This is a genomic window from Achromobacter sp. RT286_PF (genome assembly GCF_059760425.1).
The window spans coordinates 16764-29568 of sequence record NZ_JCBAMR010000055.1 but is presented as its reverse complement, the minus strand read 5'-3'; the positions used below and the strand labels follow the sequence as shown (position 1 = coordinate 29568).

The following is a 12805-nucleotide window of genomic DNA, read 5'->3' as shown; positions in this document are numbered from 1 at the left end:
GTGTGGGCACGGTCGCGGCCTTCCTTGGTTGGAAGGCCGCGACCGGATAGCAAGGAATGACGAAGAAAGAAACGACGAAGCAAGGAATGACGAAGAAAGGAATGACGGCCCGCAGTGCCTGGGTCCTTATTCCCTTACTGCTTCGTCGCCAACGGATGCTGGAAGAAAAACCGCAGCATCTCTTGCGTGGCATCCGGGCCAGAAGCATCCGTGTACGAGCCCTTGGGCGATCCGCCTGCCCAGGCATGGCCCGCGCCGTGCACCACCCAATATTCCGCCACCACCTTGCCCGATGCGTCCATATATACGCGCTTGGTGCTGTCGCGCCCCCGGTTAGCGCCCGCCACACGCTGGCTTTGGACCTGGGCATTCGCCCCGGCGCTGGCGGCCACGACCGCATCGCCATTGCTTGGATGCACGGTGGCGTCGCGGTCGCCGTGAAAGACAATCGTCGGCACCGGCGTGCCGGACGCCGCGCCGGGGCGCACGCCGATCCCCTTCATGGCGGACAAGGCCGACGGCAGATCCGTGGCCGCGCCCGCCGCCAGGCCGGAATGCACGCCGGCGGCTGCATACAGCTGCGGATAGGTGTTGGCCAAAATCGCGGCCATCGCGCCGCCTGCTGACAAACCCGCCACGTACACACGGTGGGGGTCGATGCCATATTCGGCGATGACGTGGCGCGTCATGTCGGCCAAGATCGACGGCTCGCCTTTGCCAGCCTGCTGGTGATTGTGCTTGAACCAGTTCCAGCACTTTTGCGGATTGGTCTCGCGCGGCTGCACCGGATACAGCACATAGAAACCTTGCTTGCGCGCGGCCTCATTCATCGCGGTGCCGGCGGCAAAGTCGTCGGCATCCTGCGTGCAGCCGTGCAGCATCACAACCAGCGGCCGAGCTTGCCCGTTTGCACCGGGCGGCACATACAACTTGTAGGCCCGCTGGCCGGCGCTATTGCGAAACGAGCCGGCCGTGAAGTAGTCACCCGGCGTGGCCGAAGATTCGCCGGGCGCCCGGGGCGTGGCGGGGGTGTGGGGGTTTTGCCCGACGTCGTCGTCCCGGGCCTGGGACGGCGCGGGGGTGGAGTGGGAGCCGGAGTCAGAGGACGCGGCAGCGCTTACCGTCGACGCAGGAACCTCGCGCGCCTCGACATCAATGACATCGGCCTCGTCATAGCGCGGCGCGGCCGATGCCGCCGTGGGCGACGCGCCCATCAAGGCGGCCTGGATGGCGGCGGTGGCCGCGGCCAGGTTGCCGGACCGGGTAAGGCGCGTGGCCTGGCTCATCAACTGCTGAAAATCTGGATGCATGGGGTGACCTTTAAAGCGGCAATAACGTGTCAGCGGATGCGCTGACGCAGGGCGGCCTTGACTGCGGGGCTGGCGTGCAACGCGCCCAGCACCGTCACGGATTCAATCGTGGCAAGCGCCAATTCGGGCGTGACGTCGGGCGCGATGGTCGCCAGCCCCAGGATTCGGATCTGCAACATCTGGCCCGCAGCCTGCACCGCCAGCAAGTCGTCGGCCGTGTAGTGCTGAATGCCCAGCACCAAGGTTTTTCGGCTGACCGCCTGCCGCACCGCGTCGCCATGGGCGGCAAGCTGGTTGCGGATTGCGGTGCGGATCAGGTCGGTACGGTTGGCGTAGAAGCCTTCCTGGACCAGAAGATCGATCTGCCCCAGGTCGACATAACCGAGGTTGATCGTGATCTTTTCGTCCGAAGGCTTAGGGGCGGAAGCGAGGCTTGGAGGGCGAGGAGGCATGGACGGAATCTTAAAACCATCCAAGTGGATGGCCTATGGATGTTTCAATTTGACGGATTTTTCCAACACACCCGCGCGTTCGCTCTGTCCCTAAGCCCTTGAAATAACGCGTAGTTATGAAAAAGCATAAGGAAATCCCCTATTAGGGAATTTGCTTATGCCTTTTAACTATTTGCTGCGCGCATACTTGCCGGGCAAGAATTCGCCCTGAGCATAAAGCAACACAGATGGAACTTCGCCAACTCGAGGCCTTCGCGGCCGTCATGTCTACAGGTAGCGTCACCGCTGCCGGGCGCCTGCTTGGGCGCTCGCAGCCGGCCATCAGCCGCCTGTTGCAAGAGCTGGAAGCTGAGATCGGCTATGCCCTGTTCAACCGCAGCGGACCGCGCGTCACGCCTACCGAACAGGGCTTTCTGCTGTATGACGACGTAGAACGCGCGCTGGCCGGCTTGCAGCAGATTCGCAGCCGCGCCGAAGAAATTGCACGGGGCCAAGCCAAGCCGCTGCTGCTGGCGGCAACGTCGGCGCTGGCCGCAGGCCTGCTGCCCGACGCGCTCAAGCGCATCGAATCCCAAACCGGCGCCACGCGCGTGCAAGTGCGCAGCGCCTCGCCCGAACGCGTGGTGCACGCGGTGCTGACCGGCGCCGCGCAACTGGGCGCCACCAGTTTGCCGCTGGAACATCGCGGCTTGACGGTGCATTGGATTGCCCAAGCCCCCTGCGTCGTGGCACTGCGCGACGACGACCCGCTGGCCGCGCACGACGTGGTGCCCGTTCATCTTCTAGCCGGCCGCCGCCTGATCACCATGGCCAACCCGTACCGGCTGCGTCGCCGCCTGGACGCCGCGCTGGCGCCGGACGGCAATGCGCCGGGCACCATCGAAACCAATTCGTCCGTCAACGCCCTGGCCGCCGTGCGCGCCGGGCTGGGCGTGTCGGTGCTGGAACCGATCACCGCTTACGGCGTCCCGATGCCGGGCGTGGCGATCCGCCCCATCGACCTGGACATTCCTTTTTTCTTCGGGGTCATCACCCCGCAATCGCAACCGCAATCGCAACCGTTGACGCCCGCCTGCCAAGCCATGGCCGACGCCCTGGCCGAAGCCGCCGCCGCCCTGCTGCCCGGTTTTGTGCTGCACGACGCCTGCGAACACGCGGCGCTGTTGCAGTCGATCTACGGTGATGACGCCCCTGTTTTGGACACCCCCACACTATGAATCTGCCCATTGCCACCCCGCCGCAAGGCCTGGATGCGCTGGAAGCGCGTCTGCGGCAAGACCTGTCCTGGCTGGAAATTCCCGCCAAGAGCTGGGTTGCGCCCCGTCTGGTTGATGGACAACAGGTACTGGACGTTGTCGTCATCGGCGGCGGCATGGCCGGCCTGGCCGCGGCCGCGTCGTTGACGCACCTGGGCATCACCGCGCCCATCTTCGACCAGGCGCCCGAAGGCTACGAAGGCCCGTGGGCCACCACCGCCCGCATGGAAACGCTGCGTAGTCCCAAGCAGCTGACCGGCCCCGCGCTGGGCTTGCCCGCGCTGACGTTCCGCGCCTGGTTCGAAGCGCAATTCGGCACCGCCGAATGGGACGCGCTGGACAAGATTCCGCGCCTGCAATGGATGGACTACCTGCGCTGGTATCGCCGCGTCCTGAGCCTGGACGTGCGCAACAACCATCGCGTGCTGTCCGTGCAACCGCGCTCCGACCGCCTGGTGCAACTGGACATCGAATCGCCCGCCGGACGCAGCACCGTGCTGGCCCGCCGCGTGGTGCTGGCCACCGGCCGCGACGGCCTGGGCGGCGCCTATGTGCCTGACTTTGCCAAGAAACTGCCGCGCGACCGCTGGGCGCATTCGTCCGACGTGATGGACTACGCCACGCTGGCCGGCAAGCGCGTCGGCGTCGTGGGCGCGGGCGCATCCGCCATGGACAGCGCCGGCACCGCGCTGGAAGCCGGCGCCGCCAGCGTCGACCTGCTGATCCGCCGCAACGACATCCCCCGCGTGAACAAGGGCAAAGGCGCAGGCAACCCCGGCCTGACCCACGGCCACCTGACCCTGCCCGACGAATGGAAGTGGAAGATCCGCCACTACATCAACGCCGCGCAAGTGCCGCCCCCGCGCGGCAGCACCTTGCGCGTGTCGCGCTTCCCGAACGCCCGCTTCAACCTGGGCTGTGGCGTGCAAGACCTGGCAATGGTGGGCGACGACATCCACGTCACCACGCCCAAGGGCGTGTTCGTGCTGGACTTCCTGATCTTCTCGACGGGCTTTCGTATCGACTGGACCGTGCGCCCGGAATTCGCGCCGCTGGCGCCTCACGTGCGCAACTGGGGCGACCGTTTCACCCCGCCCCCCGGCGAAGAAGACCAGGAACTGCATGACTCGCCCGACCTGGGCGCCGTCTTTGAACTACAAGAAAAAGTGCCCGGCGCCTGCCCGGGTCTGGACCGCGTGCACTGCTTTTCCTACCCCGCCGCGTTGACCCAAGGCACGATCTCGGGCGACATCCCCGCCATCAGCGACGGCGCCAAGCGCCTGGCGCAAGGCATCGCCGGCCTGTTCTACCGCGAAGACGTGGAAACGTACTACGCGAATATGGAAGCGTTTTCCGAACCGGAAGTGTTTGGCGATGAATGGACGCCGGCCCCGCCGCCCGCGGCAATTGCCACCCCGGCCTCGCAAGCGGAGACCACGCAATGACCGGTTGGTTGATACGCCGTGTCGCGCAAGCGGCGGTGGTGGTGTTGCTGATGACGCTGATCGTCTTCGTGGGCCTGCACGCCATCGGCAACCCCGTGGACATCCTGATCGGCCAGGACGTGGACCAGGTGGACCGCGCCCGCATCATCGCGGAACTGGGCCTGGACAAGCCGCTGTGGCAGCAATACCTGGGCTTTCTGAACGGGGCGCTGCACGGCAACCTCGGCAACAGCTTCGTCTACAACATCCCCGCGATTGAACTGGTGATCCAGCGCCTGCCCGCCACGCTGGAACTGGCGATCAGCGCGCTGCTGCTGGCCGTCATCATCGGCCTGCCGCTGGGCTTGATTGCCGGCCTGTACCCCGACAGCCGCTTTTCCAAAATGATCATGGCCGGCAGCATCGTCGGCTTCTCGCTGCCCACGTTCTGGGTCGCGCTGATGCTGATCATGACGTTCAGCGTGTCGCTGGGCTGGCTGCCCGCCAGCGGCCGGGGGCAGACGGTGGAATTCCTGGGCTTTCAGTGGTCCTGGTTGACCGCCGACGGCTGGCGCCATTTGATCTTGCCCGCGCTGAACCTGTCGCTGTTCAAGATTTCGCTCGTCATCCGCCTGACCCGCGCCGGCGTGCGCGACGTGATCCCGCTGGACTTCGTGAAGTTTGCCCGCGCCAAGGGCTTGTCGCCGTTTCGCGTGGTCTGTGTACACGTGCTGCGCAACACGATGATCCCGCTGGTGACCGTGCTGGGCCTGGAGCTGGGTTCGACCATTGCGTTCGCCGTCATCACGGAAAGCATTTTCTCGTGGCCCGGCGCCGGCAAGCTGATTCTGGACAGCCTGAACGCGCTGGACCGCCCCGTCATCGTGGCCTACCTGATCGTGGTGGTGTGCCTGTTCGTCACGCTGAACCTGATCGTGGACATTCTTTATAAAGTGCTGGACCCCCGGGTACGGCTGGAGGGCTCGGCATGAGCACCACTGCAACCCCTGACAAGATTCCGGCCCTGCGCCGTGAATCGCCCTGGCGCCGCAACCTGACCGAATTCCTGTCGTCCAAGACGGCGGTGTTCGGCCTGGCCGTGGCCACCCTGCTGATTCTGGCCGCCATCTTCGCGCCGTGGATTTCGCCGCAGAACCCGTACGACCTGCTGCAAATCGACGTGCTGGATTCCCGCATGCCGCCGGGTTCCATGAACGGCCTGGACACCTTCCACTACTGGCTAGGCACCGACGGCCAAGGCCGCGACTTGCTGTCCGGCATTCTGTACGGCCTGCGCATCAGCTTGATGGTAGGCGTGGGCTCGGCCGTTATCGCCGGCATCGGCGGCACGCTGCTGGGCCTGCTTGCCGCCTACGCGGGCGGCAAGGTCGACGCCTTCATCATGCGTTTGGTCGACCTGATCCTGTCGTTCCCGTCCATCCTGGTTGCCATGATGATCCTGGCCTTTCTGGGCAAGGGCGTGGGCAACGTGGTGCTGACGCTGGTGATTCTGGAATGGGCCTATTACGCCCGCACCGCGCGCGGCCAGGCCCTGGTGGAACGCCGCCGCGAATACGTGGAAGCCGCCCGCTGCCTGGACATTCCCAACTGGCGGATCATGTTGAAGCACATTCTGCCCAACTGCCTGCCGCCGCTGATCGTCATTGGCACCTTGCAGATCGCGCGCGCCATTACGCTTGAGGCCACCTTGAGCTTTCTGGGCCTGGGCGTGCCGGTGACCGAACCGTCGCTGGGCCTGCTGATTTCCAACGGCTTTCAATACATGCTGTCCGGCGAATACTGGATCAGCTTCTACCCCGGCATCGCGCTGCTGATCACCATCGTCGCCATCAACTTGGTGGGCGACCGCCTGCGCGACGTGCTGAACCCAAGGACTCACAAATGACCGACCGCACCGCTACCGGCGCGCCGGCCACGCTTGAAGTGCGCAACCTGCGCACGCACTTTCATACCCGCGCGGGCGTGCTGCCCGCCGTGGACGACGTGTCGTTCACGCTGGAGCGCGGCAAGATCCTGGGCCTGGTCGGAGAATCCGGCTCGGGCAAATCCGTGACGGGCTTTTCCATCATGGGTCTGGTCGACGCCCCCGGCCGCATCGTCGGCGGAGAAATCCTGTTCCAGGGCCGCGACCTGACCAAGCTGGCCCCGCGTGACTTGCGCAAGTTGCAAGGCAACCGCATCGCCATGATCTTCCAAGATCCGATGATGACGCTGAACCCCGTCTTGCGGGTGGACGTGCAGATGATCGAAACCGTGCGCGCGCATAACAAGATGAGCAAGGCACAAGCCCGCACACTGGCCCGCGACACGCTGGGCATGATGGGCATCCCCAGCCCCGAAGAACGCTTGCTGGCCTATCCGCACCAACTGTCTGGCGGCATGCGCCAACGCGTGGCCATTGCCATCGCCATGCTGCACCGCCCTGACCTGATCATTGCCGACGAACCCACCACCGCGCTGGACGTCACCATCCAGGCGCAGATTCTGTCTGAAGTCCAAAAGCTCGCGCAGCAGCACGGCACCAGCCTGATCTGGATTACGCATGATCTGTCCGTGGTGGCGGGCCTGGCGGATGACGTGGCCGTGATGTACGCCGGCCGCATCGTTGAACACGGCAAGGTCGACGACGTGCTTGACCGCCCGCAGCACCCCTACACCGTCGGCCTGATCGACAGCCTGCCCAGCAATAACCTGCGGGGCCAGCGCCTGCGCCAGATTCCCGGCATGACGCCCAACCTGCTGCACCTGCCCGCCGGCTGTGCGTTTTCCGCGCGCTGCTCGCGCGCCACCGCCGCCTGTGGCCAGCAACCCGGCATCACGGAAGCCCTGCCCGAACACGATGTGCGCTGCTTCCATCCGACTATCCAGATCCACAACGAGGTGACGGCATGACTGTATCCGCCGCCCCCACTCCGCTGATTGACCTTTCTCAAGTCAGCAAGCGCTTTGGCGAAAAAAAGGTCGGCGCAGCCGGCCGCGCCATGCAGCGCATGGGCTTGTCCAAGCCGCCCGCCATCACGCGCGCCGTCGACAACGTGGACCTGATCGTGAACCCCGGCGAAGTCGTCGGCCTGGTGGGTGAATCCGGCTGCGGCAAGTCCACGCTGGGCCGCATCGCCGCAGGCTTGTTGACGCCATCAGGCGGTGAAGTGCGCATCAACGGGGTGCGCCCGTCCGACATGAACTCGGCCGCCGCCCACGCCGCGCGCCTGACCGTGCAGATGATTTTCCAGGACCCCTACGCCAGCCTCAACCCACGCCTGCGCGTGGACGAGATCGTGGGCGAAGCGGCCCGCATCCACGGCCTGGTCGACAACGCGGGCTTTGACGACTACGTCAGCGCCCAACTGGAACGTGCGGGGCTCGACCCTGCCCTGCGCCAACGCTATCCGCACCAATTCAGCGGCGGCCAGCGCCAGCGCATCGGCATCGCCCGCGCGCTAGCCGTGCAGCCGTCCATGCTGGTGTGCGACGAAGCCGTTGCCGCACTCGACGTGTCCATTCAAGCGCAAATCCTGAACCTGTTCATGGACCTGCGCGAAGAGCTGAACCTGACGTATCTCTTCATCAGCCATGACCTGGGCGTGGTGGAACACCTGTCTGACCGCGTCGTCATCATGTACCTGGGCCGCGTCGTGGAAACGGCCACCGTGGACGAAGTGTTCCAGCGCCCCAACCACCCGTACACGCAAGCGCTGCTGGCGGAAATTCCCAGCCTGAAGTCGCGCCACAAGATCTTTACCGCGATCAAAGGCGAGATTCCCAGCCCGCTGAACCCGCCCGGCGGCTGCCATTTTCATCCGCGATGTCCGCATGCGATGCCGCGCTGCAAGACCGAGGTTCCCACGTTGAAGGGAATCGCCATCAACCATTTAAGCGCCTGTCATTTGAACGACATGGCCTGAACCTAATTGGCCGCGTTGTCCTGAATGCCTTGAATTCCTTCAGTGGCCTGAATGACAACGCAGCCTTCGGAACACTTAACTCGTTCCCCCCCTACCAAGGACCCCGAACATGAAACGCTTGATTCTTTCGACCCTGACCGCCGCCATTCTCGGCGCCTCTGCCGCCGCGTCCGCCGACAACCTGTCGATCGGTTTTGCCGACCCGCTGTCGTCCCTGGACCCGCAGCTGAACAACCACGCCGGCGACCGCTCGGTGGCCCTGCACTTTTGGGACCTGCTGATCGAGAACAAGTGGAACAAGCTGCAACCCGGCCTGGCCGTCAGCTGGAAACCGCTGGACCCCACCACCTGGGAATTCAAGCTGCGTGAAGGCGTCAAGTGGCAAGACGGCACGCCGTTTACCGCCGACGACCTGATCTATTCCTACACCCGCGCGCGCGCCGTGCCGGGCAGCGTGGCCACCTACGCCGGCTACCTGCGCACCATCGACACGATGACCGCGAAGGATCCGCTGACGCTCATCGTCAAGACCAAGGCGCCCAACCCCGACCTGCCGCTGAACCTGGCATCCGTACACGTCGTCAGCAAGCACGTTGGTGAAAAGTCCACCACCGAAGACTACAACTCGGGCAAGGCCATGGTCGGCACCGGCCCGTACAAGTTCGTGTCCTACACCCCGGGCGACCGCGTCATCATGGAACGCAACGACGGCTACTGGGGCGAGAAGGCCACCTGGGACAAGGTCAACTACCGCTACATCAACAACGCCGCCTCGCGCACCGCCGCCCTGTTGGCAGGTGACGTGGACGTGATCGACAAGGTCTCGGTGTCGGACCTGGCCAAGCTGCAAAAGGCCCCGAACATCGCGGTGTACCCGTACGACGGCCTGCGCGTCATGATCCTGCAACCCAGCTTCAACCCCGCGCCCAACCAGTACATCACCGACAACAACGGCAAGCCGCTGGACAAGAACCCGCTGCTGGACCTGCGCGTGCGTCAGGCGCTGAACCTGGCCATCAACCGCAAGGCCATTTCCGACCGCATCCTGCAAGGCGCGGCCACCGAAGCCAACCAGTGGATGCCCAAGGGCACCTTCGGCTACAACACCGACGTTAAAGACATCCCCAACGATGTCGCACAAGCCAAGAAACTGCTGGCCGAAGCGGGCTTTCCCGACGGCTTCAAGCTGACCATGCACGTGCCCAACGACCGCTACCCGCAAGGCCCGGAAACGGCCCAAGCCGTGGCGCAGTTCTGGACCCGCGTCGGCGTGAAGACCCAAGTGGAAGTGGTGCCATGGGCCGTGTATTCGGGCCGCGCCAACAAGAACGAATTCGCCGTCAGCATGCTGGCGTGGGGCAACGGCACGGGCGAAGCCAGCTACGCGCTGGTCAACATCCTGGCGACGGTTGACGCCAAGAAGGGCCTGGGCGCGTCCAACTGGGGCCACTACACCAACCCCAAGGTGGACGCCGCGCTGGAACAGTCCACGTCGGAATTCGATGTGGCCAAGCGTGAAGCCATCCTGCGCGACTCGGTCAAGCTGGTGTCGGACGACGTCGGCATCATCCCGCTGTTCCACTACAAGAACATCTGGGCCACCAAGAAGGGCCTGAAGGTTACGCCGATGACCAGCGACCGCACGGCCGCCATGATGGTCACCAAAGAACCCGCCGCCGCTGCCGGTAAATAAGCCATGGCGCCGACCCTGACCATCACCCCCGCGGACGCCTTGATCGACGTGCCGCGCCAGATCCGGGTGGAAAACGTGGCACCCGGCCAAACGGTGCATATCACCGCGCGCACCCGCCGCAACGGCGTGCTGTGGCAAGCCCACGCCGCCTACACGGCCGGCGAAGACGGCGCCGTCGACCTGACCCGCGACGCGCCCGTCTCGGGCGACTACACCGGTTTGTCGCCCATGGGCTTGATCTGGTCGCAAGCCCCGGTGGACTCGCCCAGCCGCGAACACTTCAACCACCCGGTGACCGATGCTTTGGTCACTGATGTGGTTGCGCGTGTGGGTGCGGTTGATGGCGGTGCGGAAGCCGGCGCTGAAGCCGGCGCTGATGCCGGCATTGCAGCCGACATGCAGGCCCAAGCCACGTTCACGCAACGCTTGGCGCTGGACGGCGTTACCCGCCACGAGGTCCGCGAAGAAGGCTTGGTCGGCACGCTGTACCTGCCGGCAGGCAGCAAGCCCGGTTCGCACCCCGCCGTCATGATCCTGAACGGCTCGGGCGGCGGCATCAACGAACCCCGCGCAGCGCTTTACGCCTCGCGCGGGTATGCCGCCTTTGCGCTGGCGTACTTCAAGGCGCCGGGCCTGTCCGACTACATCTCGAACACCCCGCTGGAGTACTTCCAGACCGGCCTGCGCTGGCTGCGCAAAAAGGTTCAACCCAAGCACGACTTCGTCGCCATCAGCGGCCAATCGCGCGGCGGTGAACTGGTGCTGCTGCTGGGCGCAACCTTCCCCAAGGAAGTGTCCGCCGTCGTCGCCTACGTACCCGGCGCCGTCGTCCACAGCGGCCAGAACGCCTGCGACCCCAAGATCGGCCGCGAAGGCCCGACCTGGCTGCTGGGCGGCAAGCCCATCCCCCACGTCTGGGAAAACAACCGCACCGCCACCTGGGCGCCATTTGATGAAGGCCCATCGCCGCATCGCCACGAGAAAGCCATCCTGACCGCGCTGCAAGACCCCGACGCCGTCGCCCGCGCCCGCATTCGCGTGGAAGACATCGAAGGCCCGGTCATGCTGCTGTCCGGCACCGACGATGGCTCGTGGCCGTCCAGCCTGTATTCGAAGATGGTGCAGGACAAACTGGTCGAGGTGAAACACCCCTACCCCGTCGAATGGCTCGACTACAAAAACGGCGGCCACTCGATCCTGTTCCCGTACGTGCCCACCACCCAGCTCGTCTACGCCCACCCCGTGTCGGGCAAGATCAGCACCAGCGGCGGGAATCCGAAAGACAACGCACGCGCCGACCAGGAATCGTGGGAAGGCGTGAAGAAGTTTTTGGACGCGGCGGTAAAGGCGCGGGCTGCTGCGGTTAATTCGGCTAGCGCGGATTCGACTCGTTCGGATTCCGCAAGCTCGCAGTCAGCTCCTGCACATTCGGCAAGCACTTCCGGCAACGCCGGCTGATCAGACACCAAGGAGAACATCCCCATGGCACAACAACCCATCGTCTATGACGCCGTCAATGATCTGGTCGACAAGCTCGTCGGCCTGACGCCCGGCAGCAAAACTTTTCAGGTCCGCCACCAACGCGAAAAAGTCGCCGCCGCCACGCAAGGCAGCTACGACGCCCTGTTCGACCCGGCCCTGCCCGGCTTGTCGCTGGCCGAACGCCTGCTGGTCGCGCTGTACGCCACCCGCATCAGCCCGTCGCCGCTGCTGGCCTCGCACTACCGCGCCCGCTTGGCGGAAACCGACGCGGCCCCCGCCGACGTCGCCGTCGCAGAATCCGGCAAGCCGTCAGACGCCTCCACCCCGCGCCTGGCTGCCGTGTTGGAATTCACGCGCAAGCTGATCGAAAACCCCGTCGAAGGCGACGAAGCCGCGCTGAAGACCCTGCCCGCAGCAGGCGTCACCACGCCTGCGGTCGTCACCCTGTCGCAACTGATCGCGTTCCTGTCCTACCAGACCCGTCTGGTCGCGGGCTTGATCGCGATGAAAGACCTGGAAGGCCAAGCCCCCCGCGCCGCCGCCGTCCCGCCCGCGCCCTTCGAACCCAACACCGCCGCCACCGAACCCGGCGCCGTCATCAAGGCCCACGGCTTCACCAACGAAGTGCTGGAATGGAAGGCATGGCTCGACGTCGTCAACGTCGACACCGCCACCCCGGAACAAGTCGCCGTCCTGGAAGAAAGCCACCCCAAGGCCAAGGTCTCGGACTACTACCTGTTCCTGGTCCACCAACCGGAAATCCTGCGCCAGCGCTCCACCGCCTTCAACGCCATCATGTACGCCCCAGGCGGCCTGTCGCGCGCCGAACGCGAGCTGGGCTCCACGGTCGTTTCGCGTGTGAACGGCTGCGTGTACTGCGCATCCGTCCACGCACAGCGCTTCGAACAACTGGCCAAGCGTAATGAAGTGATCGCGCAAGTGTTCGAAGACCCCTACACCGCCGGCACCACGGCGCGTGAACTGGCAATTGCCCAGTTCTCGATCCAGATCACCGAAGCCCAGGCCGACGTCAACGCCAACAGCATCCAGGCATTGAAGGATGCGGGCTTGAGCGAAGGCGAAGTGCTGGACCTGCTGCACTCGGACGCCATCTTCGCCTGGGCAAATCGTTTGATGCTGAACCTGGGCGAACCGGTTTTTGCCACCGTAGGCTAAGACCCGATTTTTGTACTGCCCTGCGGCCACGTCAGCGTTTTCGTTAAACTGACGCTTTCCGCGCCACTACGCGCCCCGCCCCGTGC

The 12805-nt window shown here is 65.0% G+C and carries 11 protein-coding genes; 9 read left to right on the top strand and 2 right to left on the bottom strand.

The features are described 5' to 3' along the window. Positions 1–134 precede the first annotated feature (134 nt). A complete protein-coding gene (locus AC6LJY_RS26125) occupies positions 135–1310 on the bottom strand; it encodes an extracellular catalytic domain type 1 short-chain-length polyhydroxyalkanoate depolymerase (RefSeq protein ID WP_498137106.1) in 1176 nt (391 codons plus the stop codon). Between the two features lie 29 nt (positions 1311–1339). Then, positions 1340–1762 carry a ribbon-helix-helix domain-containing protein gene (locus tag AC6LJY_RS26120; protein ID WP_046805916.1) on the bottom strand — a complete coding sequence of 141 codons (423 nt, stop codon included), beginning with the start codon at positions 1760–1762 and terminating at the stop codon, positions 1340–1342. Between the two features lie 227 nt (positions 1763–1989). Between AC6LJY_RS26120 and AC6LJY_RS26115 the strand changes: the two genes are divergently transcribed. The 9 genes from AC6LJY_RS26115 to AC6LJY_RS26075 all read left to right on the top strand — a co-directional run bounded on the left by AC6LJY_RS26115 (position 1990) and on the right by AC6LJY_RS26075 (position 12719). Further along, positions 1990–2979 (top strand): LysR family transcriptional regulator, encoded by a 990-nt coding sequence (locus tag AC6LJY_RS26115; protein ID WP_046805849.1) that lies wholly within the window; start codon positions 1990–1992, stop codon positions 2977–2979. Further along, on the top strand, positions 2976–4463 hold the full coding sequence (locus AC6LJY_RS26110) for a SidA/IucD/PvdA family monooxygenase (protein ID WP_498137105.1): 1488 nt from the start codon (positions 2976–2978) through the stop codon (positions 4461–4463). The genes AC6LJY_RS26115 and AC6LJY_RS26110 overlap by 4 nt, the downstream gene beginning before the upstream one ends. Further along, positions 4460–5434, top strand: coding sequence for an ABC transporter permease (locus tag AC6LJY_RS26105; protein WP_120155148.1), 975 nt, complete (start codon positions 4460–4462; stop codon positions 5432–5434). The genes AC6LJY_RS26110 and AC6LJY_RS26105 overlap by 4 nt, the downstream gene beginning before the upstream one ends. Further along, positions 5431–6348 carry an ABC transporter permease gene (locus AC6LJY_RS26100; protein WP_498137104.1) on the top strand — a complete coding sequence of 306 codons (918 nt, stop codon included), beginning with the start codon at positions 5431–5433 and terminating at the stop codon, positions 6346–6348. Before AC6LJY_RS26105 ends, AC6LJY_RS26100 begins: the two co-directional genes overlap by 4 nt. Further along, entirely contained in the window at positions 6345–7355 is a 1011-nt protein-coding gene (locus tag AC6LJY_RS26095) for an ABC transporter ATP-binding protein (protein ID WP_498137103.1), read from the top strand. Before AC6LJY_RS26100 ends, AC6LJY_RS26095 begins: the two co-directional genes overlap by 4 nt. Then, positions 7352–8368: an ABC transporter ATP-binding protein gene (locus AC6LJY_RS26090; protein ID WP_498137102.1), complete on the top strand. Its 1017-nt coding sequence runs from the start codon at positions 7352–7354 to the stop codon at positions 8366–8368. The genes AC6LJY_RS26095 and AC6LJY_RS26090 overlap by 4 nt, the downstream gene beginning before the upstream one ends. A 109-nt stretch (positions 8369–8477) precedes the next feature. Beyond that, positions 8478–10061 carry an ABC transporter substrate-binding protein gene (locus tag AC6LJY_RS26085; protein WP_498137101.1) on the top strand — a complete coding sequence of 528 codons (1584 nt, stop codon included), beginning with the start codon at positions 8478–8480 and terminating at the stop codon, positions 10059–10061. 3 nt (positions 10062–10064) lie between these two features. Then, positions 10065–11519 (top strand): acyl-CoA thioester hydrolase/BAAT C-terminal domain-containing protein, encoded by a 1455-nt coding sequence (locus AC6LJY_RS26080; RefSeq protein WP_498137100.1) that lies wholly within the window; start codon positions 10065–10067, stop codon positions 11517–11519. 24 nt (positions 11520–11543) lie between these two features. Beyond that, positions 11544–12719, top strand: a complete 1176-nt coding sequence (locus AC6LJY_RS26075) for a CMD domain protein (protein WP_498137099.1) — start codon at positions 11544–11546, stop codon at positions 12717–12719. Positions 12720–12805 lie beyond the last annotated feature (86 nt).

Excerpts from the sequence above, each read along its gene's own strand:
- AC6LJY_RS26125 (WP_498137106.1), bottom strand. The coding sequence starts at position 1,310 with ATGCATCCAGATTTTCAGCAGTTGATGAGCCAGGCCACGCGCCTTACC.
- AC6LJY_RS26120 (WP_046805916.1), bottom strand. The coding sequence starts at position 1,762 with ATGCCTCCTCGCCCTCCAAGCCTCGCTTCCGCCCCTAAGCCTTCGGAC.
- AC6LJY_RS26115 (WP_046805849.1), top strand. The coding sequence starts at position 1,990 with ATGGAACTTCGCCAACTCGAGGCCTTCGCGGCCGTCATGTCTACAGGT.
- AC6LJY_RS26110 (WP_498137105.1), top strand. The coding sequence starts at position 2,976 with ATGAATCTGCCCATTGCCACCCCGCCGCAAGGCCTGGATGCGCTGGAA.
- AC6LJY_RS26105 (WP_120155148.1), top strand. The coding sequence starts at position 4,460 with ATGACCGGTTGGTTGATACGCCGTGTCGCGCAAGCGGCGGTGGTGGTG.
- AC6LJY_RS26100 (WP_498137104.1), top strand. The coding sequence starts at position 5,431 with ATGAGCACCACTGCAACCCCTGACAAGATTCCGGCCCTGCGCCGTGAA.
- AC6LJY_RS26095 (WP_498137103.1), top strand. The coding sequence starts at position 6,345 with ATGACCGACCGCACCGCTACCGGCGCGCCGGCCACGCTTGAAGTGCGC.
- AC6LJY_RS26090 (WP_498137102.1), top strand. The coding sequence starts at position 7,352 with ATGACTGTATCCGCCGCCCCCACTCCGCTGATTGACCTTTCTCAAGTC.
- AC6LJY_RS26085 (WP_498137101.1), top strand. The coding sequence starts at position 8,478 with ATGAAACGCTTGATTCTTTCGACCCTGACCGCCGCCATTCTCGGCGCC.
- AC6LJY_RS26080 (WP_498137100.1), top strand. The coding sequence starts at position 10,065 with ATGGCGCCGACCCTGACCATCACCCCCGCGGACGCCTTGATCGACGTG.
- AC6LJY_RS26075 (WP_498137099.1), top strand. The coding sequence starts at position 11,544 with ATGGCACAACAACCCATCGTCTATGACGCCGTCAATGATCTGGTCGAC.